We start from the raw sequence: 23,370 nt of genomic DNA on the forward strand, positions 1-23,370 counted from the left end.
TTTTTATCATATAAAACACTATGTATAAATTAAAATATTGAGAAAATAAATAAATGCTATATAGATAAAATTTATCTATATTTTGTACCGTAGTTTAAATAGTTGATTTAGCTTTATAAATATACTTGTTAATAGACAAAAAATAACTTTAAATTTAAGATAGAATAATTTATAGATATAAATATTTCTTATCAAGAATTACATAAATAAGAAAATTGATTTACTAATAACTGATTTGGCTAGTTTTAAAATTGGTATCAAATTTTAGTTTTGTTTTAGCTTCTTCAAGAAATTTTTTCTTACAGTATGAATTTATAGCGTATCCATTTCTTTATATAGTATTGTTTGTTTAGGCTCAACTACTTAGTAGTTTTTACAAATGTCTCCCCTACAGAAGATTTATTTAAACTGCAATTAGTTTAAATAAATTCCCTAATCCGTATTTAATAGTTACTAAATTAGGGAAGTACCTGAAATATGACATAAGTTAAATCAACTAAATTAGATCAACTAAGTTTAGAATTTGAAGGTAGTTCGTAAAGCTCCAACCCAAATACTATTATTGTCATTATTGCCCTCAGGTTGAAGAACAACATAAAAACCAGGAGTCAGTAAAATGCTTTTTGTAAGAGGGTATTGATATTGAGCTTCAATAATATAAGGAGTATCCTGATCAGGAACTTGCAAATCGCCATTAATGGCATCAACTCGTTTTGTATGAGTAAAAGCACCACCTGCAAGAGAAAAAACCGCTCCCTCTTTAAAGACATCGATGACGTTAAGGGCTGCCATCCAAGACCACAAGTCAGCACCAAAACCACGACGAGCATTTTCTTCTTCATCAAGTCCTTGGGCTCGCCCTAATCCATAACCCACCCAACCGGTTAAGTTAAACATATTATTGATACGCCAGTTAGCATTAGCTCCATAGGCATCAAGAATCGTTGGTGTTTTCAAAAAAGGATCACTAGATAATTTACTACCGGTACTAGCTGTCAAGTTGACATGATTTTTTTTGTAGTAATTATGTAGGTAGTGGAAGTTGAAGGCAAGATTGTCAGTAGGATAAAATCCAAGTTGACCTCCTGTACTAAAGTTTCCATTAAACAAACCACTCCCCAGTTCGGGATTAGCACCGTCATTATCAGGGGTTAGATAAAGCCCTCGAATGGTCAATATATCATTTAATTCGTAGGCAAAACCGGCGCCAATGCCTTCTTCCCCCCGCATAGTTATAGGATCACGGCGGATAAATCGTGACAATGCTCCAGTCCCTGAACTTTTTAAGAATGGGTTTCCTTCATCGAAAATATCATCTATATCTAGGGAGTCGCCTCCAATATAACCAGTGAAATTACCGATGGGAAAACGGTAGTATAAATTATCCATTTTAAGATCGGCATTACTATTAGCATCGTGTCCTAACCGTGCCATGTTAGTCTCCGTAGCATGACTTAAGTTAAAGAGACTTCCCGCTTGAAGACGAGCATTAAGTCGATCCCTTCCATTAAAGCTAGTATTGAAGTTAAGACGAGCCCGATAACCAAAGGTCGCGTTGTCGTCAATGCGTCGTCGTACGTCTGTGAATTTACCGTTTTGCAAGTCTTGGTTAAACTTGTCTTGGTTACGAGCGTCTAAAGCCCGCTCTCCCGATGTAGAGGAAATAGTAAATAGCACTTCCCCTTTTAACGTAGTGGTAGTAGAAAATTGATAATTTTCGAGAAACGCTATTCTACTTTCTAGGTTATTAACCCTTTTACCTAAGGCAATTAATTCCTTTTCGAATTCTTTGGCTAGTCGTTTAAGTTTTTCAATATCTTCGCGTAAAACAGCAACGTTTTCCTGTAAGAGTCGTTCAATGGTATTCAAGCAAGTATTTAAGCCTGCGGCAAACTCCCAACGACTAATGGTTCGGTCACCTTGGAAAGTTTGATCAGGATAACCGACAATACAACCGTAGCGTTCAATTAGACCCGATAAAGCTTCGTAAGTCCAGTGAGTAAGGGATATATCCTGTAATTCTGAAACTTTAGTAACTTTAGAGGTATAAGCACTGGATTTATGATTATAGAGACTACGATGAACAGGATTTTCTAATTGGGGACGATTTTGCAGAATTACTAGAGCTTCTGTCGGGTTTATTGTATTGGGGTTAGTTGCTTCTGTCTCATTTTCAGAAGATGCAATTCCCCCTTGAGCAACTGAACATAGAATTCCCAAGACCCCTAAGGTTGCTTTGAGCATTTGATTAAAGAATCGTGACATTGGGAATAATCCTCACACCTGAAATAAGAAGTATCAAAACCACCGAGTCTATAGAATGTTCTTTGATACTCAGTTGATCCCATTTTTTTACTTCTAATCTAACAGACAAATTATACAAGATAGATCAAAGTTTAGACGAAAATTAGCTAAGTTTTACTGAAAGTATTAGGAAACAATAATGACAATCTGATAAAGTAGCTATCTCTTTTATGTTTAAAATAATGTTAGGGGGCTATATTTAAAAGTACGTTTATTAACCTGATTGTAAGAATATTCTGATATACTAAATTTAACCTCAATATCCAGTAACGAGATAAAATCTCTGAGCAATATTAGAGAGATGATCTACTGTTCTTTCTAGGTTACAAATAACTAAAGCTAATAAAAGTGGCGGTTAAATAACTCCCTAGGTATCTCATTGCCAAGCTAAAATTTGATAAGATATTTTATAAGTATCATTGAGTGTATTGCCAAGTTGTTAAACTTATTTTTCTTAGTCATTTGAGACATCACTCAAGTTTAGTACCTTGAGGGTAGTTGCCATAATACGATAGGTTCACAAGATTTATTGCATAAGAGGAACAAAAGGTATTTAGACAAAAATAGAAAAGGGTAACAATGACACTCTTCGCATAGTATGCAATTCTTAATATATACTCTGAGTTGTTATCTATCAATGGTCATAACAAAAAACAGTAATTTAGGATTGGTAAAGTCTAAACTATTTTGAGGAAAAATGATTAATTATTAGAATTTTATGAGGCTCTATCCTTGATTTTGTAGTCAATAATTGTTATTGTTACAAATCTATATTTTTTAATTAGATTTAAAAAATCAGAGTATGTCCTAACCTGACTCATTGACTAGAGTCAAACCTATAAATTTTATTTAGAAAACTTAAATTAGTCTCCAGGTTTTTGTAACGTCTATGAATATCCTGAGCAATAAAATAAGAGCTCAAAGAATAGAAACTAAGTCTCTCCAAGAGATTGCCATTATGCGTAAATCATCTCAAATTGTAGCTACGGTCCTCAAAGAGATAGAGATGATTGTAAAACCGGGGATGACAACAGAGCATTTAGATAGATATGCCGAACGCAGAATTAAAGAAATGGGAGCAACTCCTAGTTTCAAAGGATATCATGGCTTTCCTGCTTCTATCTGTGCTTCTATTAACCAGGAAGTTGTTCATGGTATTCCTAGCCCTAAACGGAAAATTCGTGTGGGAGATCTGCTGAAAGTAGATACAGGAGCTTATTTTCAAGGTTATCATGGAGATTCTTGTATTACTATTCCTGTTGGAAAAGTTTCAACGAAAACCGCTCGTCTAATTCATGGAGCTCAAGAAGCATTGAATGCCGGAATTAGTCAAGTAAGAGCAGGAAATTATTTATTAGATATTGCCGGAGCTATCGAAGATAAAGTGAGAGAATATGGTTATAGCGTTGTGGAAGATTATACTGGTCATGGGATAGGACGTAATCTTCATGAAGATCCCTATGTTTTTAATTACCGCACCAAGAAATTACCCAATATTAAACTACGAGCAGGAATGACCTTGGCAATCGAACCGATTGTCAATAAAGGGTCAAAATATACAAGGACACTGCGCGATCATTGGACTGTAGTAACAGTAGATAATTATCTATCTGCACAATTTGAACATACGGTGTTAGTTACACAAACAGGATATGAAATTCTTACGGATCGCACTGCCATCTAACTCCTGGAGTCCATTAGGAATTAACAGCAATTGACTCCTAATGGACTCTAAGAAGAATAATAGTAAGGCGGGCACTACCCACCCTACTTAAGTTAGAGCGAGAAAGCTTAGTAAACTTCAACGTGCCAACGATGGTCTTTTTTCATAGACTTAACAAAGTCAGACCATTCTACCCCTTGCTTTTGAGCAAAGGGGGCAAGTCCTTCTTCCAGTCCGCTTTCCATACCTTTTAGTCCACACATATATAGGTGAGTTTTAGGCTGTTGTAGCATATTCCATAATTCTTCGGCATGTTCCGCAACTCGATGCTGAATATACATCTTGCCACCGTCTTTATTTTGCTGTTCACGGCTGATGGCAGTGCTAAAACGGAAGTTTTTAGGATAGTCTGCCTGCATTTTCTCTAAATCCTCTTTGTAGAGGATATTGGCAGAGTAGGGAACCCCAAAGATTAACCAAGCTAACCCTTTAAATTTATAATCTTCGTGTTGCTCTTTGAACATCCGCCAGAGAAATGAACGGAAGGGAGCAATCCCAGTCCCTGTTGCTAACATGATGATAGTAGCATCTTCATCATCAGGGAGAAGCATTTCTTTACCCACAGGTCCGGTAATGGCGACATCAGATCCGACATCTAGATAACATAGATGAGTCGAACAAACACCATAAACAGTTTCTCCAGTTTCAGGGTGTTTATACTCGAGTTGGCGAACACATAAAGAGACTGTTCCATCGTCAAGCTTATCACCATGACGGGTAGATGCGATGGAATAGAGTCTTAACTTATGGGGTTTGCCATTTTCGTCAGTTCCTGGGGGAATAATCCCAATACTTTGTCCTTCCAGATAGTGTAAGTCTCCGCCGGAGATATCAAAAGTAAGGTGTTGAACAATTCCACTACCGCCTTCGGCGACAAGAGGATAATTTCCGACACACTTTCCAATATAAGGATCTTTGGGTTTGTAAATATTAACAGGAATCTTCGCCTTTGCTTGAGTCATAGACCTACTTGTTGGTTTCTTGTTACTTTGCGATTGTTCTCACGACCTGGGTTTTTGATCAGTTGATGGTAACTTGCAAAGGGGTATCTGCGTTCAGATGTTTGACCTCGATGATGTGAACCCATACGAGCAATGCGGTACATTTATCTAACTCACTCCCTGATAGGGAACAGTAATAGAGAAACCCAACTCCCACTGCAATCAAATGGTAGTCTTGACTACCATTTGATTGCCATTCTGAACCTAACCCCACAACCTCGTGAGTAAACAGTGTCTGGAAGCCACTGTTGCTTTTTTCGAAGTTGTCCCAATCTTGGGATTTTACACGTTATGTCTTGTTTCCAATTCGCCCAAAAAGCAACCACTGTATTCCACCGTTGGTAGACTTTGGGTGCAGTAGCAAATTAGGTTAGGAAATCTAAACCCATACTAAGTCGCAAGTTAATTGTACTTGATTTTAATGTTAAAAACTGTCAACCTTGCCTCCATTTAAGGTTTTTTTAGTAAAAATTTTTATCTAAGGTAAAAAACAAGAAGTATTGCTCTTTAACATTTAAAGTTCGAATGATATTTTTTAGCTTGTAGCTTATAAAGCTTAGTATTTTAACTATACTTACAATACATTATCCAAAAGTTAGCTATTTTTAGGCTGGCAGCCAAATTACCATAAGCAAAGACTATAAGATCAGCATAATTCACCTCAATAGTGATATTTTCTCCATTAATATTGACTAAACTTTCTAATATGAACTTGTCATTATTTATATTATAGTTAAACGTTTTAGCTTGTTAGTATAAGTCTTCTTCTTTTTTTTTTGTTTGTTTTTATTTACTGCTTTAGTGTATTTAAAATTTGCACAAATTGTCAAAATATATTTGGCTTCATAATTGCTAAATAAAAACTTATTAAAATAATATATTATTAAAGACTTAATCAATTCTTGTAAACAAAAGTAAATGTATGGTCAAATAAAATGGTATAAATATTTATTATATCAAAAATAATTAGTGCTTTTTAGTAAAAATAAATTACTAAAAAGCACTAATTATAATATTCGTGTTTTATTTAATTAACACAAATTAGTTGTAATTAATATAGATTGTTTAATTTAATACTTTTCAGGCATGAATTAAATAGACTGTACTCTTAATTTAAAAACAGTGTAAATCAGAATCTAATAGTTGATATCTATTCACAAATTATTTAGGCTTTACTTTTATATTTTTTATTTTAAATGGCAATCATATCACAGATGTTAGCTGCTATGATGTAATATTTAATTTTTAATAACTTGGCTACTATACCTCAAACTATCACAGTAAAAAAGAATGGTAACAATGATAAAATTTATTTGTATAATAATTTTTACTATCAGCTATTTACTGAACATTAACTATAATTTGTAAATTAATCTGATTACTTCGTTATATATTATTAGGGATTATAATCAGCATTCATGTTTTATTTTCAAATAAAAACAATGAAATAATAATCAATATTCATTTATCTATTTTTAGATATAAAATAAATTAGTAAATTTATACATATTACAAAAAGTTATTTTTAATTTATCTTAAATATTACTCAACGGTATTGTGTTATTTATATATAAAAGCTTTCCTTGTCAAAATCACTAAAACATCATTTTTATCCAATAGAAATATTTACCTGATCACCCAGATTAACTTTTAACTTTTGTTGAGCACTACTGCCATTCATCGCAATCTCTACCCAACCATGACTACCGATAAAACTGACCAATTCTTCCTGAGCTACTTCACTATAAGTCAATGCAGTTTTAATCCGTTGCTTTGCTATTTCAACTGACCAGTTATGATCCTTGACTAACTTCTCTGAAATATTAGTAATAATATTACCAAAATTATCAACATATTGAATACAACCATGAATATGGCTAGCTGTTACCATCACTTCTTTAAGGGGTAATTCAATTAAACTATCGAGACTGATAGGAGGTCCCAAAGCAGAGAGAGAGAGCCCACTGGCTAAATGTGCCCCTACAGAAGCAAAAATATCCCTTCCATGAAAAGTCAAACTGGGCTGTCTAACTCGCCAATAATTGGGATTAGTTAACTCTACTGCTGCTGTTGCCTTAGATAAACTCAGAACACCTCCAAATAGTCCATTGTCAGGGCCAACTAAATACCCCTGAGGGCATTGGATTGCTACCCCTCTTCTTTGACTTCCTACTTCTGGATCAACAACTGCAACGTATACAGTTCCATCAGGGAAAAAAGGATAAGCATTCATTAGACAAAAACGTCCAGCGGCAACATTCTGGGGGGGGATATTATGAACAATATCGATAATATTTAAATAGGGGTTGATACAGGCTATTGTCCCCTTGATAATGCTTACATAACTATCTTGTAAACCGAAGTCAGTTAATAAGGCGATCACAGTTGAATTATTCATGGGTTGTATGTAGAAAAAAATCAAGTTGTATCTGTGTTAAATATTGGGCTTAAAAACTATAAGACAGTGAGTAAATACTAATTCGAGAATACATATAAATTATATAATGGCGTCGATAACTCTACAGAATGAAATAATTTAATAACATCTAAAACAAACAGCGCACACTCATTGAAAAATTTTTTATAGGTATTTTTAATCTATTTTATATTTTGCCGTAGTTTCAAATACTAGAATACTAACCTATCCACAATAAGTAGATGATTTATACTTATTGTGGATAGGTTGCTATTGTCTAAGACTAAAAATACTTTTCCTGCCACTTAGCAGAAAAAACTGTTTATATAATACATATTCAGAGAACCTGAAAGTATACCAAGCTACATTGACATACTCTCAAGTTTATTACTGTGGAGCGATAACAATAGTTTGTCTAAAATACCTTGACTTAACACTTTGTTTAAAAGTGGTTTCTAATAATTTTTGTCTTTACATAAGGAGACAATCTGAATAAGAATAGATAAATGTTTATTTATTGCTACCATCTATGTCTAATCCCCAGAAAATTCCTAGCCAGGCTGACGATTCTCTTCTAGAAGCACTTAATAGCTTAATCAAAGTAGTGAACAGACTACGATCACCTGATGAAGGATGTCCCTGGGATTTGGCTCAAACTGCCCAAACCCTCATTCCCTATGTTATTGAAGAAGCCTATGAAGTAGTTTATGCTCTCAAGAGTAGAGATAACCAAGCTATTGTTGAGGAATTAGGGGATTTATTATTACAAGTAATATTACAAGCCCAAATTGCTAGTGAAGAGGAACACTTCAGTTTAAAAGAAGTTGCTCAAGGCATTACTAAAAAACTAATCCGTCGTCATCCCCATGTTTTTGGGGATATAAAAGTCGCAAATCAAGAGGAAATTCGTCAAAACTGGGAAATAATCAAGGCTCAAGAGAAATCAGAAACTCCAGAAACTGCTCAACTACTAAGTCGTAAATTAAGTCGCTATAATCAAACTCTACCCCCTTTAATGGCTAGTGATAAAATCTTGGTTGAAGCTGCATCTGCCGGGTTTCAATGGGGGACTGTAAATGAAGTCTGGGAAAAATTTACTGAAGAGTTAGGGGAATTTAGACAATCTTTAGAGAAAAAAGATATAAAATGCCAAAAATCAGAGTTAGGGAATTTATTATTCATAATACTAAATATTGCTCAATTTTATGGTCTAAATTCTTCAGATGCCTTGCAGGAAACCAATAAAAAATTTATTCAACGGTTATCAGTAATGGAAACTTTTGCTGAAGGCTCCTGAACGGGTTATACTCTAGATGAATTGAAAACCTTGTGGCAAAAAGCGAAAAAATACTTAGACCAATAACAAACTAATTTTTATACAGACCATTGGAATTTTTATGAGCTTAGAAGAAGAAAAGGCAAATAGTTCTGCAGATTGCGAATCAAAAAAAGTAAAGAATCAAATTTGGAAAATACTTTTAGAAAATTTGAAAATTGTTGTTATCGCCTCGATTTTAGCATTCATTATTCGCACTTTCATTGCTGAGCCACGCTACATTCCATCTGAGTCTATGTTACCGACACTACAAGAAGGTGATCGCTTGGTAATAGAAAAAGTTTCTTATTATTTTCATCCTCCCCAAAGAGGTGATGTTGTTGTGTTCGAACCTCCTATACAATTGAGATTACAGGGATATAAAAAAGAACAAGCATTTATTAAAAGAGTTGTTGGAGTCGGAGGAGAAACTATCGCTATTATCGATGGAAAAGTGTATATTGACAATCAATCACTACCAGAAGATTATATTTTAGAATCTCCTCATTATAACTTGAAACCTATTACTATTCCTGATAGCCAATTATTTGTTATGGGAGATAATCGAAATAACAGCAATGATTCCCACATCTGGGGTTTTTTGCCTAGAGAAAATGTAATTGGCCATGCAGTTTTTAGATTTTTCCCTTTTCAGCGAATTGGCAATGTTTGAATCATCAATACCTAGGGGGTTCAGAGGTGATTCATTGATGCGCATAAACTCTAGAAAACTTCATAAATTCTGAGTCTAATATTTCTTTAAATCTTTTTTAGAGTATTTTTTACCCAATCATACCAAGTCGATAAACCCTCTCCTGTAACTGAAGAAACTTGAAAAATGCGAATATTAGGATTAACTTGTTTGGCGTAATTTAAACAACGGTTTATATCAAACTGAAGATAAGGAAGTAAATCAATTTTTGTTAGAATTATTACGTTACTTTTTCGAAACATATGGGGATATTTTATTGGTTTATCTTCTCCTTCCGTTACAGAAAGAATGGCAACTTTAGTATACTCGCCTAAATCGAATAATGCTGGACAAACTAAATTACCTACATTTTCAATCATCAAAACAGAATTAGTAGGAAGATTTAATTCTGTGCAACTTTTTTCTATCATTGCTGCTTCTAGATGACATCCTGTCCCTGTATTAATTTGAATAACCTTACATCCAGTTTTCTGTATTTTACGGGCATCATTTTCCGTTTCTTGATCTCCTTCAACCACACTAATTGTTATCCTGTCTTTTAAATCCTTAATTGTTCTAGTCAGTAAAGTTGTCTTCCCTGAACCTGGAGAACTCACTAAATTTAAAGCCAGAATATTATGTTTTTTAAACCAAATTCGATTCTGTGCTGCGATCGAGTCATTTTTTTTTAGAATGTTTTCTTCTAAGCTAAGGCTTGTACCGTGTACTTGAGAATGAAATTGAGGTGACTTTGTTGTAGGATGAGAGTGATGACTTTGATGATTATGGGAATGGGCAGCTATTGTCTCATCCTCTAAAGCTTTATCGTAATGGTGCTCGTCGAATTTTGTTTTAACTTCCGTTTCGAAACTAGTAAATTGGATTTGAGCATTATCTGAACAACCACATGTTATGCACATTTCCTTTTATACCTCTATTTCCTTAATTTTTAATTCTTGTCCTTGAATAATATCTAACTTGACGCTGTGACAGCAATCACAACTCCCAAAAGGTTGAGAAAGGTTGACTTCTGCCCCACAGTTTTGACATTTTCCTCTCCCTGGCACTTCAATAATCTCTAAAGTTGCACCTTCTAAAACTGTTCCTTGACAGCAAATATCAAAACAAAAATAAATCGAATCAACCATAACTGTTGACAGTTGTCCTATCTCTAGAGTGACACGCTTAACCAGTAATCCTTTAGCGTGTTCAGCCACAATAGCTACAACATTTCGAGTAATTCCTAATTCATGCATAAATATTGATAAAAACAGGAATATGACTATCCTAGTATATTTAACTGTAAATTATTAAAAATAATAGTCTATTTTAAGATTTTGCTTTATTATTAATAGCTATTTAAGATTAGCTTTTCAACAAAAACCACTCTAAAACTCTATTCCATGCCCACCAAACATCAGGATCATTTGCTAATTTCTGTCCTTTTTTACTATTTAAATAATGAACATGTCCACCATATTTAGTTAGCAGTAATTTAACTTGATTATTATCCTTGCAAGCTTTGTGTAAGTCAGAGATGATTGATGGATCAAACATCGGATCATCTGCAGCGTAGATAATCAAAGTAGGTTTAGTTAAATACCTTAAAAAGGGTAAAGGGCTACTCGCTCGATAGTAGTCTTCTACCGAAGGAAAACCTAATGGTTGAATTACTAATTCTTCGTCAAATTTACAAATACTATTAGCTCGCTTAATGGCATTAGGATTGATGCTATAAGGATAGCGTTGATAAATACGCCAAGCTAAATTATTAATATTTTTAGCAATAGATTGTTCGATATATCGTCCTAATGGAGAAAGCATTAAATAGGACAGAGAACGATTAGTATCAAGATTTGGGCAAATTACTGCCGCTCCTCCAATCTCCGAGGCATCTAAAGGTAAATTACCACCCCAGTCGGATAAAGTTTCGGTAGCTTTAACTCCCCATAATGCCAGTTGTCCCCCCAAAGAATAACCTGTAAACCAAAATGGTGCAGGACACCCCATTGCTTTTGCTTGCGCTGCAATCCTTACAAAATCTTCTCCTTCATGTAAACCGTTGGATGTTAGTGATGGAGATAACTCTGCCGTTTTCCCATGAGCTCTCCAATCAAATAAAACCATAGCATAATTTTCTGCCCATCCCTTACGTCCCAACAATCTCAAAAACCATTGATTATCTAAATTTCCTGTAATGCCATAGGTTCCAATAATTGTTCCTTGGGGTTGATCAGAAATAGCAATGCGGCCAAATAAAGGAACGCCATTAGCTCCCTGAAAAATACAGTCTTGATAAGAGGGTTCTTTATGACAAATTGTTTTTGTCCAGTTACTGCCTGATCGCAAGGTTGTATATATAGTCATTGATAGCCCATGTCTCAGTAGAGGCGCGGGATAGAAGCTAGAAGACATAGCTTACAAAATTCGAAATTTTTCAGCTAATCCTAACATTATTCAGGAGATAATCGAAGGTTATATCAGCAAAGACTAACAATCTTAGACTCTCTTTCTCAGAATCATGCTTATAATCGGGACAGGATTCTTTATTTTCCGATCGCATTTCTTAGTTAGCCTTTACAATACACGATAGTAATTACTATCTTATGTTATGCCTCGAATATTAGTAATAGACGACGATGCTGCAATTGCTGAATTAGTCTCCATCAATTTGGAGATGGCCGGTTATGATGTCAATCAAGCAGAAGACGGTATTAAAGGACAAGCTTTAGCCGTTCAATTACAACCAGACTTAATCATGCTTGACCTGATGTTGCCTAAGGTTGATGGTTTCACTGTCTGTCAGCGACTGCGCCGAGACGATCGCACAGCCGATATTCCTGTATTGATGTTAAGTGCTTTAGGGCAAACTCAAGACAAAGTAGAAGGGTTTAATGCTGGAGCTGATGACTATCTCACCAAACCATTTGAGGTAGAAGAAATGTTAGCTAGAGTTCGGGCGTTGTTACGACGGACTGACCGAATTCCGCAAGCAGCTAAACATTCAGAAATTCTCAACTATGGTCCATTGACTTTGATTCCAGAGCGATTTGAAGCTATTTGGTTTGAAAAGACTGTCAAGTTGACCCATTTAGAATTTGAATTACTTCATTGTCTCTTGCAACGTCACGGACAAACTGTCTCTCCAAGTGAAATTCTTAAAGAAGTTTGGGGATACGATCCCGATGACGATATTGAAACTATTCGGGTTCATATCCGCCACTTAAGGACTAAATTAGAACCAGATCCTAGACATCCTTGCTATATCAAAACTGTGTATGGTGCAGGTTATTGCCTAGAGTTACCTAGTGCTGAACAACTTATTGAACAACCTGAACCTGATGCGGCCACTGTTTGAGTGATGCATAATCAGGGAGAGGTATTTAGGTTTTGACGCCCTTAGCAACGATTAAGATGGGGGGTTTGTAGCGATAAAATTCCTAACGTTTACTTGTAAGGTAATTCACTTTTATCGTGAGATGATTAGGAAGCCATCAACTTCCCTTCCATGGTAGTAAAGGCTTAAAATAAGTCTTTAGTTTTCAAACTTAAGTCAACAGGAAGTTAAGTTTTTAACTTGGCAATTTGACAACTACTTTATGTCTCCCCCCATTCAACCCTTACCTTCAGATGTTATTAGCCTCATTGCTGCTGGAGAAGTAATTGACTCTCTAGCCGCGGTGGTGCGTGAGTTAGCTGAAAATGCCCTTGATGCCCAAGCAACTCGTCTAGTTATTTCTCTCTTACCAGAGGCATGGTGTGTAAAGGTGGCAGATAATGGTAAGGGGATGTCTCTCAATAACTTACGTAACTGTGCTAGACCTCACAGTACCAGTAAAATTACTCACTTCAATGATTTAGCGAAAATTACTAGTCTAGGATTTCGAGGAGAAGCATTACATAGTTTAGCCCAGGTCTGTGAGTTGGAAATTGCTAGCCGTTATGCGACAGACTCTCAAGGGATAGGATGGCATCTACGTTATGATAAACCAGGAACTCCCTTAATAGAACAACCAACGGCTATTGCTCCAGGAACAATAGTGACTGGCTCCAATTTGTTTGGAAATATGCCAGTACGTCGTCGAGGTTTACCTTCTTTCTCGCAACAACTAAAGGCAATACAAACAATTGTTGAAAATCTAGCTTTATGCCATCCTCAGGTAAATTGGCAGGTATGGCATAATGAGCGATTGTATCTTAATATTGGTCCTGGAAAAACAGCTCAGGATATTTTGCCCCAACTCCTGAAACGAATTCATTATCATGATTTACAATTTATTTCACAACAAGTAAAAATTACCGGAAATTGCGTGCCACAGTCTTTAGAAAAGGCGCAATTACTCGATATACCTTCATCACTTTTAGAAAAAAACGGACTGGTCGAAGTGACTTTAGGATTGCCTGATCGCTGTCATCGCCGACGACCCGATTGGGTTAAAGTAGGAATCAATGGGCGTGTTGTGCGATTACCTCAATTAGAAAGAACTATCCTAAAAGCTTTTAGTCGAGCCTTACCTAAAGAGCGCTTTCCCATTTGTTTTCTTCATCTAACTATTTCTCCTAATCATATTGATTGGAATCGTCATCCTGCTAAAGCTGAAATTTATCTTGATTCTATTGATTTTTGGCAAAAAACGATCCCTAATATTATTGAACAAGGGTTGCAACTATTTCCTCAAAGCCTATCAATATCGTCTCAAAATAAACGTGTTCAAAAGTTAATTAAAGCGGTAGAAACGAAAGCAAATAATCATATTTTATCTAAAACTTCTAATGAGATAAAATTAATGCCTTTAAAGGCGATAGCACAAGTACGTAATACTTATATTGTGGCGGAACATTCAAATGGGTTATGGTTAATTGAACAACATATTGCCCAAGAAAGAATTATATATGAAAAGTTACAAAAAAATTGGGAATTTATAAGCTTAGATACACCCATAATTTTAGAAAAACTATCAGATTGCCAAGTTGAACAATTACAAAATATTGGGTTAAAGGTTGAAGGCTTCGGTAATAAAATGTGGGCAATTCGTACCATTCCCAAAATACTAGGTAAAAGGGATGATTGTAAAGATGCTTTGATAGAGTTGAGTTTAGGAGAAGATTTAGAAACGGCGCAAGTGGCTACTGCCTGTCGTAGTGCAATTCGCAATGGGACCCCAATGAATTTACCTCAGATGCAAGACCTTTTAGATAATTGGATAATCACTCGAAATCCCCGGACTTGCCCTCATGGTAGACCGATTTATTTATCTTTAGAAGATTCTTCTTTATCTAAGTTTTTCCGTCGTCATTGGGTAATCGGAAAAAGCCATGGGGTTTAATAACTTTAGAAGTAAATTTATTTGTCAAAAACAACAAAATAGAAGTCAATATAAATCATAAATTAGATTGTTATTTTAGTCTTATTACTATTACTCTTGTTCAAGAATAGTACATACTTTTTTATAGTGATATCTTTATTGTGAATATTTTAATCTAGCTGTAATTTTTCCGTATTTTGTAAAAACTTCATGAACTTTTTTATAGATAACTTTTACTTATTATTTGTTAATACATTCTACTATTTATACATCTATTTTCTTTTGAAATTATACTTCTACAAAGAAGTAGAACGCCTAATATCGTGACTTAGTCAATTAGAATTTAAGTGTACTAAGTCAATAAACTTTTTATATTAACCTGCTAATTTAAATTAAAATAATACAGAGTGACAGTTTTTATTGATAAGCCATTAATTTTTATTTAATTTAATTGATGTAAAGCTCGGCAATGATAATATTTGATTTTGCCTGCTATTATTTTACTATTTATTTTTGCCGAAATATTATTTATTAAAAATCTAAGGTTAATCACTTTTGTTTAAATACGATGAAAATATAATAATTTTCATCGTATTTAAACAAAAAACGTATAAAATCTTTTACTGTTTATCAATCTTCGTCTTACCACATTCCCTACAACATCAATATCTAAGGTATACGTAACAGAGAAATCAGCGAGGATGAACTAAAAATGTTAGGATTGCCTTAGAAGAAGAAACGTGATAAAAAAGGAACAAACGCTACATGCAAGAGTTTGACAAGTCAATATCTTTTGACGGACGGGACATTCGGCTCAAGTTGGGACTACTAGCCCCGCAAGCAGGGGGAGCTGTTTTAATCCAGTCTGGAGATACAGCAGTTTTAGTAACTGCAACACGAACAGCAGGGAGAGAAGGAATCGATTTTCTCCCCTTAACCGTAGACTATGAAGAAAGACTGTATGCCGCAGGGCGTATTCCCGGGGGATTTTTGCGACGAGAGGGGCGTCCCCCCGAAAAAGCCATCCTCATTAGCCGTCTAATTGATCGTCCTCTACGTCCTCTATGCCCCAATTGGATACGGGATGATATACAAATTATTGCGACAACTCTTTCGATGGATGAAGAAGTTCCCCCTGACGTTCTTGCAGTCACAGGATCATCAATTGCGATGATTGCTGCAAAGATTCCCTTCTTTGGTCCAATGGCTGCCGTTAGAGTAGGGTTAATTGGGGATGATTTTATTATTAACCCTACCTACCGAGAAATAGACACAGGAGACTTAGATCTAGTAGTTGCGGGAAGTCCCGATGGAGTAGTCATGGTTGAAGCGGGAGCTAATCAACTCCCAGAACAAGATATCATCGAAGCAATTGACTTTGGCTATGAAGCAGTGCGGGATCTTATTCAAGCGCAGTGGGATGTGATGGAAGCGTTAGAACTCGAACTAACTACCGAAGAACCCCCACTAGTGAATGAAGCCGTTGAAACATTTATCCGTGATAATGCCTCGGAATCAATTAAAAAGGTATTGATAGAATACGATCTTGATAAAAGTAGTCGAGATAAATGTCTTGATGAGATTAAAGAAAATAAAGTTAACAAGGTTATCGCTGAATTACCTAAAGAAGACCCCATAAAGATAGCCGCTACCGAAGACCCCAAATCTATCAGCAAACTGTACAAGGATTTGACTAAAGAATTAATGCGTTCTCAGATTGTTAATGATGGGGTTCGCGTTGATGGTCGTAAACTTGATGAAGTCCGTTCTATTTCCTCGCAAGTTAGCCTCTTACCCAAACGAGTTCATGGAAGTGGTTTATTTAGACGGGGATTAACACAAGTACTATCCCTCGCTACTTTGGGAACCCCAGGGGATGCTCAGGATCTAGCTGATGATCTCCATCCTGAAGACGAAAAACGTTACTTGCATCACTATAATTTTCCTCCTTTCTCTGTTGGGGAGACAAAACCGATGCGTTCCCCTGGACGCCGAGAAATTGGACATGGGGCTTTGGCAGAACGGGCAATAATCCCGATTCTTCCCCCGAAAGAAGAGTTTCCCTATGTAATCCGCATAGTATCAGAAGTGTTATCCTCTAATGGTTCTACGTCTATGGGGTCAGTTTGTGGTTCAACTCTGGCTTTAATGGATGCAGGAGTTCCTATTACTAAACCTGTTAGTGGTGCAGCTATGGGGCTCATCAAAGAAGGAGATGAAGTTCGTATCTTGACTGATATTCAAGGAATTGAAGACTTTTTAGGTGATATGGACTTTAAAGTAGCTGGCACTGATAATGGTATTACAGCTCTACAAATGGATATGAAAATAACTGGATTACCCATGGAAGTAGTGGCAAAAGCTATTGAACAAGCTCTTCCCGCTCGATTACATATCCTCGATAGAATGTTGTCCACTATTGATAAACCTCGTACGAGTTTATCTCCTTATGCTCCCCGTCTACTGACTATGAAAATCGATCCCGATATGATCGGGCTAGTGATCGGCCCTGGTGGCAAAACTATTAAAGGCATCACAGAACAAACTGGTTCTAAAATTGACATTTCTGACGATGGAACTGTAACCATTGCAGCACTCGAAGCTGAAAAAGCTGAGAAGGCTAAGCAAATCATTTACAATATGACTCGCAAACTTAATGAGGGTGAAGTTTATGCTGGTCGTGTTACCCGTATTATTCAGATTGGGGCTTTTGTCGAAGTACTTCCAGGGAAAGAAGGTATGATTCATATTTCTCAATTAGCCGAAGGGCGTGTGGGTAAGGTAGAAGATGAAGTTGCTGTTGGCGACGAGGTTGTCGTTAAAGTACGAGAAATTGATAGTAAAGGCCGCCTTAATTTGACTCGATTGGGCATTCATCCTGATGAAGCTGCTGCGGCTCGCCAAGCGACAGTTCCTGTCTAACAATTAACTCTAAACTCTAGGTACAGGTCAGTTGCTGTTGACCTGTACAGGTAACTCGAAACCCAACTTAGATTGATCAATGGGCCATTTTAATTTTAAACCTATTTTAGGAATAGCAAGTCTACTGACTCTTGGTGTTTTCCCTGGACTAGCAGTGGACTTAGGGAATGGGACAACTATATTTAATAAGTCACCTCGTTTAGTTAAGACGATCACAACTTCAAGTGGTATTAGAGTGAAGGGGGCAAAGTATTACTTTACAATTGAGTTGGGAGATGACGTTGGTGAACCTCTGGAAAAACTAACACTGCAACAAGTTCAAACAATTCAAATTATTAATTTTGATTTAGATGAAACTTTTGCTTTTGAGGGAGAACCGAATAATCGAGGTAAGTCTTTGCCTATTGCTCGGATAAAGAAAAATTTAGATAATGGGGTTATTACCCTCATTTTTGATTATCCCATTGCTTCAGGAACAACCTTTACTGTTGGATTAAAACCACAGCAAAATCCTGATTCAGCAGGAGTTTATACATTCAGTCTGACTGCTTATCCCAAAGGACAAAAGTCTTTGGGATTATATCTTGGACTCGGTAGACTTCATTTTTCCCAACAAGATAATCATTTCCCCTGAACCTAGAGAACAGTCCTTAAATTAGAAGAGGAAGATAAAAAATATAGAAACTAGGGCGAGCGATGGGACTTGAACCCACGAATGGCGGTACCACAAACCGCTGCCTTAACCACTTGGCTACGCTCGCCATGTATACCCGGTACTTAATATAACATACTTTTTGTTTGTTTCATGATCGTCTAAAATAAGTTACCCTAATAGTTGAACAAATTAGATAACTAAAACTGCGATGGAAGCGTTACAATTAGCGAATGCAGTGGGAGGGGTTGCGTTGGCTGGGCTCGGTGTTCTAATGATAGTCACTAACCCTGGACAGAATGACTACGAACACTATGCTACTGATACTCTAACCGAATATTTAAAACAAGAAGTCTGTCTCCAAGCTCCTCAACAATTAGGAGACTTCTTGCGGAGCTATTGCAAAACTTTGGTAGATACAGGACGCCCTCAAATTGAACAAATAATTGCAAAAGAGACTATTCGGCGAAACTATCTTCTATTTAGTGTCTACGAAACTCAGTTATCATTACCTTTCCCAATTCCAAGTTATGAATTTGGTACAATAGGGGCTTTGCAAAAATTTTACACATACGAGATCCAGGAATTCTAAGACAAGTTTTGATCTATTATTTAACAATAAATTAGGAATTTATCGTAACTGATCATCATAGATAACTAACCTACCCCCTTAACTTTGTGAATCTTCCTATTCTTAGCTCAACTTTTTTTCTTACTCTTTTGTTAATTATGGGGTTGTTCTTTTTCATTCGCGCATCTGCTAAGGATCGCACTGAACAGATCAAGTTAACCCCACGAGAATCGATCGAACAGCTTTTAAGTCAGCTACAAGTATATTTCACTCAACGTGCTTATCATATCAGTTCTGTTGATCCCCTATGTCAGACTATGGTTTTTGAGGGTTTTGTTAGTCCTAGTTGGTTCCTTACTATCTACCTGAGTGGGTTGACGGCTATAGGATTATTTTGTCTCTCCTTGGTTTTATCCTTTTTATATCCTTCGCTTACCTTGTTGTTTCTAGGACTAGTTTTTTTGTGTCCAGTCAGTGGACTATTTTATTGGAAGAAGTCAGGGCGTGTTGAACAAGTTTTCCTTGAGGTAAAAAGTATCTCGGAACCTAACCAATCACAACTAGATGAGAACATACAAAGCTTAGTCATAATAACAGCTCATCGGGACGAACTGGCTAAACTACAAAAAGTAGAATTTCTGAAGTCCGCTTATAATCCTTAAGAGGAAACTATAATCACAGTAAAACATTTCCCAATCTACTTATATCTAGATTAGAGTGGGAAATGGAATACCAAAGCTCATTAAAAATGAGTCAACGACTATGCTTATCTTTTAACGATCACTTCCAACGGCCACCACTGCAGGAACTCTACCCGGTACAGAAGGTTGAAATTCTCGCAAACTGGGAAAGAGAAAATGATTTTCTTCAACATACTGAGCACCAAATAAACCCTTTTCTGCCCAAAAGTATCTATCAGTTGTATGCTCATTTCGCTTGACGATTAGCAAAGCTGGAGGCTGAATCCCGATCGCCCCGATATGCTTCCTTGCGGCTGTCACAGGTTTATCTTCACCACTTTCGATACTATACTGGGGTACAATCTCGAGAATCTTGCGACCTTCTTGACGGCGACGACTCTTACGCTTACGTTTCCTTGCCAACCCGATTACCTCCTATTCTGGATACATGCTGTAATCATAGTTACAAAAGTTAAGGGCATTATATCTGGTTTACTATAGAAAATCAAGATCCTTTGTCCGTATTTTGGTGAATTTGTTGAAGTCACAGAGCTTCAATAATCAATAGATTTTGCCAAACTTGAGTAAAACTTACAAAATGATTAAAAGTCATTTTTTAACAAAACTTTATAGCTTTATAGATTAAATCTCTTATGTCCTCTGCTGCTCACACTTTTGCAACACCAAGTCAAGAATTTCTTACTTTATGTCAAGCTCAGACAACATTGTTAACTCAAGGACTTAAGGCTGATTGGAGTGGAATTTATTTAACCGAAGAAAGCGAAAAAGAAACACAGACAAATTTGATTCCTCTCTTATTTGCTGCGCAAAAATGCGAGTTTGGCACAGGGGAGAATGTTAGTTTAGGTTTACCTAAAGTTGAAAAAATTCTAGATGCTTCCATTAGTTTACCAATCGATAACTCTCTTGAACTGCCTAAATCTTTGAAGGCTAACTTAGAAGGTGATCATAAAACTATTAACGAGCATAAAATAACCATGAGCAACCCTTACCAGCTAGTCTTACCTTTGATCTATAAAGACATTGTAGTAGGGTTGTTAATAACTCAACGTAAAAATTGTCCTTGGCAACAGTTAGAACTAGAACAAATTGAGACTATAGCTCAAACTCTCGCGATAGCTCGTTTATTAGATAGCCATAAACAATGGTATCAAGAACAATTAAATCAACAGCAAATATTGCAAAAACAAGAACACAATAGTCTCGATGATCTGTTTCATCAGCTGCGTAATCCATTAACTGCCTTACAGATTTTTGGCAAACTACTACTTAAACGGTTGAACTCAGACGAAAAAAGTACAATTATTGTAGAGAATATCATGAGAGAAGGAGATCATCTTCAAGATTTACTCCAAGAATTTGAAGTTAATAAGCGATTTCTCAAGAACGATATTGTCACATTTGATACTCAGCCAACTCGCTCTTTGCCATCAGAAAAATATTTATATTTGTCACCTATTAAAATTATAGAAATATTAGAACCATTACTGATTTCTGCTAAAACAATTGCCCAAGAAAAATCGATTGAGTTAAAAATAGATATCCTTGAGGATTCGCCTTATGTATTAGGCGATCCCCAAGCACTTAGAGAGGTTTTTAGTAATATTATTGATAACGCTTTTAAATATACACCGTTAGGAGGTAAGGTGTTTATACAAGTTGGTTTAGCCTCGATGGCTAATGGTAAGAGTTATCAAGGTGTTGCAATTGAAGATACAGGGTGCGGTATTCCCATTGAAGATCAAAAACATATTTTTAAGCGTCACTATCGAGGGGTTCAAGAAAAAGGAGAGATTACAGGAAGTGGATTAGGTTTAGCGATTGTCAAAGACTTGGTTACTCAGATGCAAGGATTGATTGAGTTTGTTAGTCCCATTGATGAAACCAGTAAAATAGGCTCAAAGTTTACAGTTTGGTTACTCTTAGTTAACGATTGATAGTCTATACTTGAAGAGTTAGGTTAGTTAAAAGGAGTATTTTGATGATGAATCAAGTTGCTAATTCTCAATCTCATTTGAAGTCTGATTCTTCAGATATCAAATACGGGGAACGTTTAATTAAAGAAGGGGAATTAACCACTTTTCCTAATCCACGTATAGGTCGAAGATATAATATTAACATTACTTTGCCAGAGTTTACTTGCAAGTGTCCCTTCTCTGGTTATCCTGATTTTGCAAAACTTTATTTGGACTATGTTCCTAATAAGAAAGTGGTTGAATTAAAGGCATTAAAATTATATATTAATTGTTATCGTGATCGTTATATTTCTCACGAGGAATCTATTAACCAAATTTTGGATGATTTCGTAGTAGCTTGTGATCCTCTAGAAGCAACATTAAAAGGAGACTTTAATTCCAGGGGAAATGTTCATACTGTTATTGAAGTTTGTTATCATAAACAAACGAGTTAGACCTGTCAAATGATTAGCTTATTTGCTTTATAGAAAATATAGTGCTTAAAACACCAAGAACTTAAGCAATGACTCAGTGAAGTTGTCAATTATTCTGCATACCATTGAGGTATAGGCCTGTATGAAAGATAGGTATATATTCAAATCTAAATTAGAGAGCGCAAATAAAACCTCAGAATACTTTAACTAGCTAACATTAAAAGAAAAATTCTGTTTAATAGTCAGAGTAACTAATAGAAATACTACTCATATTTTATGTATTTCTAAGTACTTTGGTAGAGACTTGATTAGCTAACAATTTAGTAAATATAATTTACTACTGAAAATCTAATTTTTTCAAAACAGACTTTACTGAAACGACATGACGATTTAATCCCAGCTTAGTAGGATTAATTCCTAAAGCTAATGCAACTAGTTGAGATAAATGTAGCACTGGCAGGTTCAATTTATATCCAATAACTTTTTCGACTTCCGGTTGCCGAGAATCTAAATTCAAGTGACATAAAGGGCAGGGAGTTACTAAACAATCTGCTCCCGCTTCAATAGCCTCTTTTAGATGAGCCCCTGCCATCTGAAAAGACTCTTTTGTCGCATAACTTGCCAGAGTCCAACCACAACAAAGAGTCCTCCCATCATAATAGACAGGAGTGGCTCCAAGGGTACGAAAAACATTCTCTAAACTTTCTGGTTGAAAGCGATTATCATAGGGGAAATGATCCTGAGTTCGCAGCAAATAGCAACCATAGAATGCGGCGCAGTTTAAATCTATTAACTTTTTTGTTACTTTTTTTTTTAGTTTTTCAAGACCATAATCAGCTATTAATACCCACAATAAATGTTTGACTTCAGTTGTTCCTCTATAAGGAAAACAATGTTCTTTCTCCAAAAAGATAGAAACTTGTTCAAAATAATCGGGGTCATTTTTCTGTGCATTTTTTAGACGCTCGTCTACATGACCAATAACTCCCTGACAAGTGCTACAATGGGTCAATAAAGGAAGATTTAGAGCTTCAGCTAAAGCAATATTACGTGCATTCACCGTATCTTCTAATAATTGGGAATTTTCTTTGTAGACACCTGAACCGCAACAGGCAGCCTTTTTAAGCTCAATCAATCCTATTCCCAACGCATCAGCTAGAGCCGTAGTAGACAAATAAAGTTCACGACAAGCACCCTGAGAAACACAACCCGGATAATAAGCGTACTTTAACATTTTTTACGTACCGGCTGATGGGTTCGGTAATTTTCGTTAGCTGAAAAGAAATTTAACGAAAGGTTCTTAAGTTATATAAATAGTACAACATATTTTGTATTTTCTGAACTTCTAAAATAGCTGATCATGCTAACTCATTTTGAAA

At 35.9% G+C, this 23,370-nt stretch carries 18 protein-coding genes, 1 tRNA gene and 2 pseudogenes; 11 read left to right on the forward strand and 10 right to left on the reverse strand.

The window, feature by feature from the left end; genetic code table 11:
- Nucleotides 1–516: 516 nt before the first annotated feature.
- The gene (locus OXU93_RS04605; protein ID WP_267382765.1) at nt 517–2,265 is read right to left on the reverse strand and encodes an iron uptake porin; all 1,749 of its coding nucleotides are present in this window, start codon (nt 2,263–2,265) and stop codon (nt 517–519) included.
- Nucleotides 2,266–3,193: 928 nt separating this feature from the next.
- On the opposite strand from OXU93_RS04605, the gene map reads away from it, so the two are divergent.
- On the forward strand, nt 3,194–3,988 hold the full coding sequence (map, locus tag OXU93_RS04610; RefSeq protein WP_267382767.1) for a type I methionyl aminopeptidase: 795 nt from the start codon (nt 3,194–3,196) through the stop codon (nt 3,986–3,988).
- A gap of 107 nt (nt 3,989–4,095) precedes the next feature.
- Here the strand turns inward: map and OXU93_RS04615 are convergent.
- The 3 genes and pseudogenes from OXU93_RS04615 to OXU93_RS04625 form a co-directional block, all read right to left on the reverse strand.
- A pseudogene (locus OXU93_RS04615) lies at nt 4,096–4,992 on the reverse strand (ferredoxin-NADP reductase); the annotation flags it as partial.
- Between the two features lie 55 nt (nt 4,993–5,047).
- Nucleotides 5,048–5,242 carry a hypothetical protein gene (locus OXU93_RS04620; protein WP_267382769.1) on the reverse strand — a complete coding sequence of 65 codons (195 nt, stop codon included), beginning with the start codon at nt 5,240–5,242 and terminating at the stop codon, nt 5,048–5,050.
- A 1,395-nt stretch (nt 5,243–6,637) separates the two neighbouring features.
- Nucleotides 6,638–7,426 carry an SAM hydrolase/SAM-dependent halogenase family protein gene (locus OXU93_RS04625; protein WP_267382771.1) on the reverse strand — a complete coding sequence of 263 codons (789 nt, stop codon included), beginning with the start codon at nt 7,424–7,426 and terminating at the stop codon, nt 6,638–6,640.
- Between the two features lie 547 nt (nt 7,427–7,973).
- Between OXU93_RS04625 and mazG the strand changes: the two are divergent.
- Both mazG and lepB read left to right on the forward strand, forming a co-directional pair.
- A pseudogene (gene mazG / locus OXU93_RS04630) lies at nt 7,974–8,807 on the forward strand (nucleoside triphosphate pyrophosphohydrolase).
- A gap of 34 nt (nt 8,808–8,841) precedes the next feature.
- A complete protein-coding gene (gene lepB / locus OXU93_RS04635; protein WP_267382773.1) occupies nt 8,842–9,432 on the forward strand; it encodes a signal peptidase I in 591 nt (196 codons plus the stop codon).
- Nucleotides 9,433–9,518: 86 nt separating this feature from the next.
- Here lepB and hypB read toward each other — a convergent pair whose 3' ends face one another.
- From hypB to OXU93_RS04650, 3 genes are all read right to left on the reverse strand, one after another.
- A complete protein-coding gene (gene hypB, locus OXU93_RS04640) occupies nt 9,519–10,370 on the reverse strand; it encodes a hydrogenase nickel incorporation protein HypB (RefSeq protein ID WP_267382775.1) in 852 nt (283 codons plus the stop codon).
- A gap of 6 nt (nt 10,371–10,376) precedes the next feature.
- Nucleotides 10,377–10,706, reverse strand: coding sequence for a hydrogenase maturation nickel metallochaperone HypA (gene hypA, locus OXU93_RS04645; protein WP_267382778.1), 330 nt, complete (start codon nt 10,704–10,706; stop codon nt 10,377–10,379).
- A gap of 109 nt (nt 10,707–10,815) precedes the next feature.
- Nucleotides 10,816–11,865 (reverse strand): YheT family hydrolase, encoded by a 1,050-nt coding sequence (locus OXU93_RS04650; RefSeq protein WP_267382781.1) that lies wholly within the window; start codon nt 11,863–11,865, stop codon nt 10,816–10,818.
- A 196-nt stretch (nt 11,866–12,061) separates the two neighbouring features.
- On the opposite strand from OXU93_RS04650, the gene OXU93_RS04655 reads away from it, so the two are divergent.
- The 4 genes from OXU93_RS04655 (at nt 12,062) to OXU93_RS04670 (ending at nt 18,312) form a co-directional block, all read left to right on the forward strand.
- Nucleotides 12,062–12,808: a response regulator transcription factor gene (locus tag OXU93_RS04655; protein WP_267382783.1), complete on the forward strand. Its 747-nt coding sequence runs from the start codon at nt 12,062–12,064 to the stop codon at nt 12,806–12,808.
- A gap of 241 nt (nt 12,809–13,049) precedes the next feature.
- Nucleotides 13,050–14,777, forward strand: a complete 1,728-nt coding sequence (mutL, locus tag OXU93_RS04660; protein WP_267382786.1) for a DNA mismatch repair endonuclease MutL — start codon at nt 13,050–13,052, stop codon at nt 14,775–14,777.
- Nucleotides 14,778–15,521: 744 nt separating this feature from the next.
- Entirely contained in the window at nt 15,522–17,678 is a 2,157-nt protein-coding gene (locus OXU93_RS04665; RefSeq protein WP_267382788.1) for a polyribonucleotide nucleotidyltransferase, read from the forward strand.
- A 79-nt stretch (nt 17,679–17,757) separates the two neighbouring features.
- Nucleotides 17,758–18,312, forward strand: a complete 555-nt coding sequence (locus OXU93_RS04670; RefSeq protein ID WP_267382790.1) for a DUF2808 domain-containing protein — start codon at nt 17,758–17,760, stop codon at nt 18,310–18,312.
- Nucleotides 18,313–18,366: 54 nt separating this feature from the next.
- Here OXU93_RS04670 and OXU93_RS04675 read toward each other — a convergent pair.
- Nucleotides 18,367–18,439, reverse strand: a tRNA-His gene (locus tag OXU93_RS04675).
- A gap of 102 nt (nt 18,440–18,541) precedes the next feature.
- On the opposite strand from OXU93_RS04675, the gene OXU93_RS04680 reads away from it, so the two are divergent.
- Both OXU93_RS04680 and OXU93_RS04685 read left to right on the forward strand, forming a co-directional pair.
- Entirely contained in the window at nt 18,542–18,922 is a 381-nt protein-coding gene (locus OXU93_RS04680) for a DUF4359 domain-containing protein (RefSeq protein ID WP_267382792.1), read from the forward strand.
- A gap of 86 nt (nt 18,923–19,008) precedes the next feature.
- Nucleotides 19,009–19,563, forward strand: coding sequence for a cofactor assembly of complex C subunit B (locus tag OXU93_RS04685; RefSeq protein WP_267382795.1), 555 nt, complete (start codon nt 19,009–19,011; stop codon nt 19,561–19,563).
- A gap of 111 nt (nt 19,564–19,674) precedes the next feature.
- On the opposite strand, the gene OXU93_RS04690 is transcribed toward OXU93_RS04685, so the two are convergent.
- Complete coding sequence (locus tag OXU93_RS04690) at nt 19,675–20,004, reverse strand: DUF3155 domain-containing protein (protein WP_267382804.1); 330 nt, start codon at nt 20,002–20,004, stop codon at nt 19,675–19,677.
- A 230-nt stretch (nt 20,005–20,234) separates the two neighbouring features.
- Between OXU93_RS04690 and OXU93_RS04695 the strand changes: the two genes are divergently transcribed.
- Together OXU93_RS04695 and queF are read left to right on the forward strand one after the other, a co-directional pair.
- On the forward strand, nt 20,235–21,539 hold the full coding sequence (locus OXU93_RS04695) for a GAF domain-containing sensor histidine kinase (protein WP_267382809.1): 1,305 nt from the start codon (nt 20,235–20,237) through the stop codon (nt 21,537–21,539).
- 47 nt (nt 21,540–21,586) lie between these two features.
- Complete coding sequence (gene queF, locus OXU93_RS04700) at nt 21,587–22,012, forward strand: preQ(1) synthase (protein ID WP_267384792.1); 426 nt, start codon at nt 21,587–21,589, stop codon at nt 22,010–22,012.
- 316 nt (nt 22,013–22,328) lie between these two features.
- Here the strand turns inward: queF and OXU93_RS04705 are convergent, their stop codons facing one another.
- Nucleotides 22,329–23,225, reverse strand: a complete 897-nt coding sequence (locus tag OXU93_RS04705) for a CoB--CoM heterodisulfide reductase iron-sulfur subunit B family protein (protein ID WP_267382811.1) — start codon at nt 23,223–23,225, stop codon at nt 22,329–22,331.
- Nucleotides 23,226–23,370 lie beyond the last annotated feature (145 nt).

Source organism: Cyanobacterium sp. uoEpiScrs1 (assembly GCF_947331815.1).
Lineage (GTDB): Bacteria > Cyanobacteriota > Cyanobacteriia > Cyanobacteriales > Microcystaceae > Rippkaea.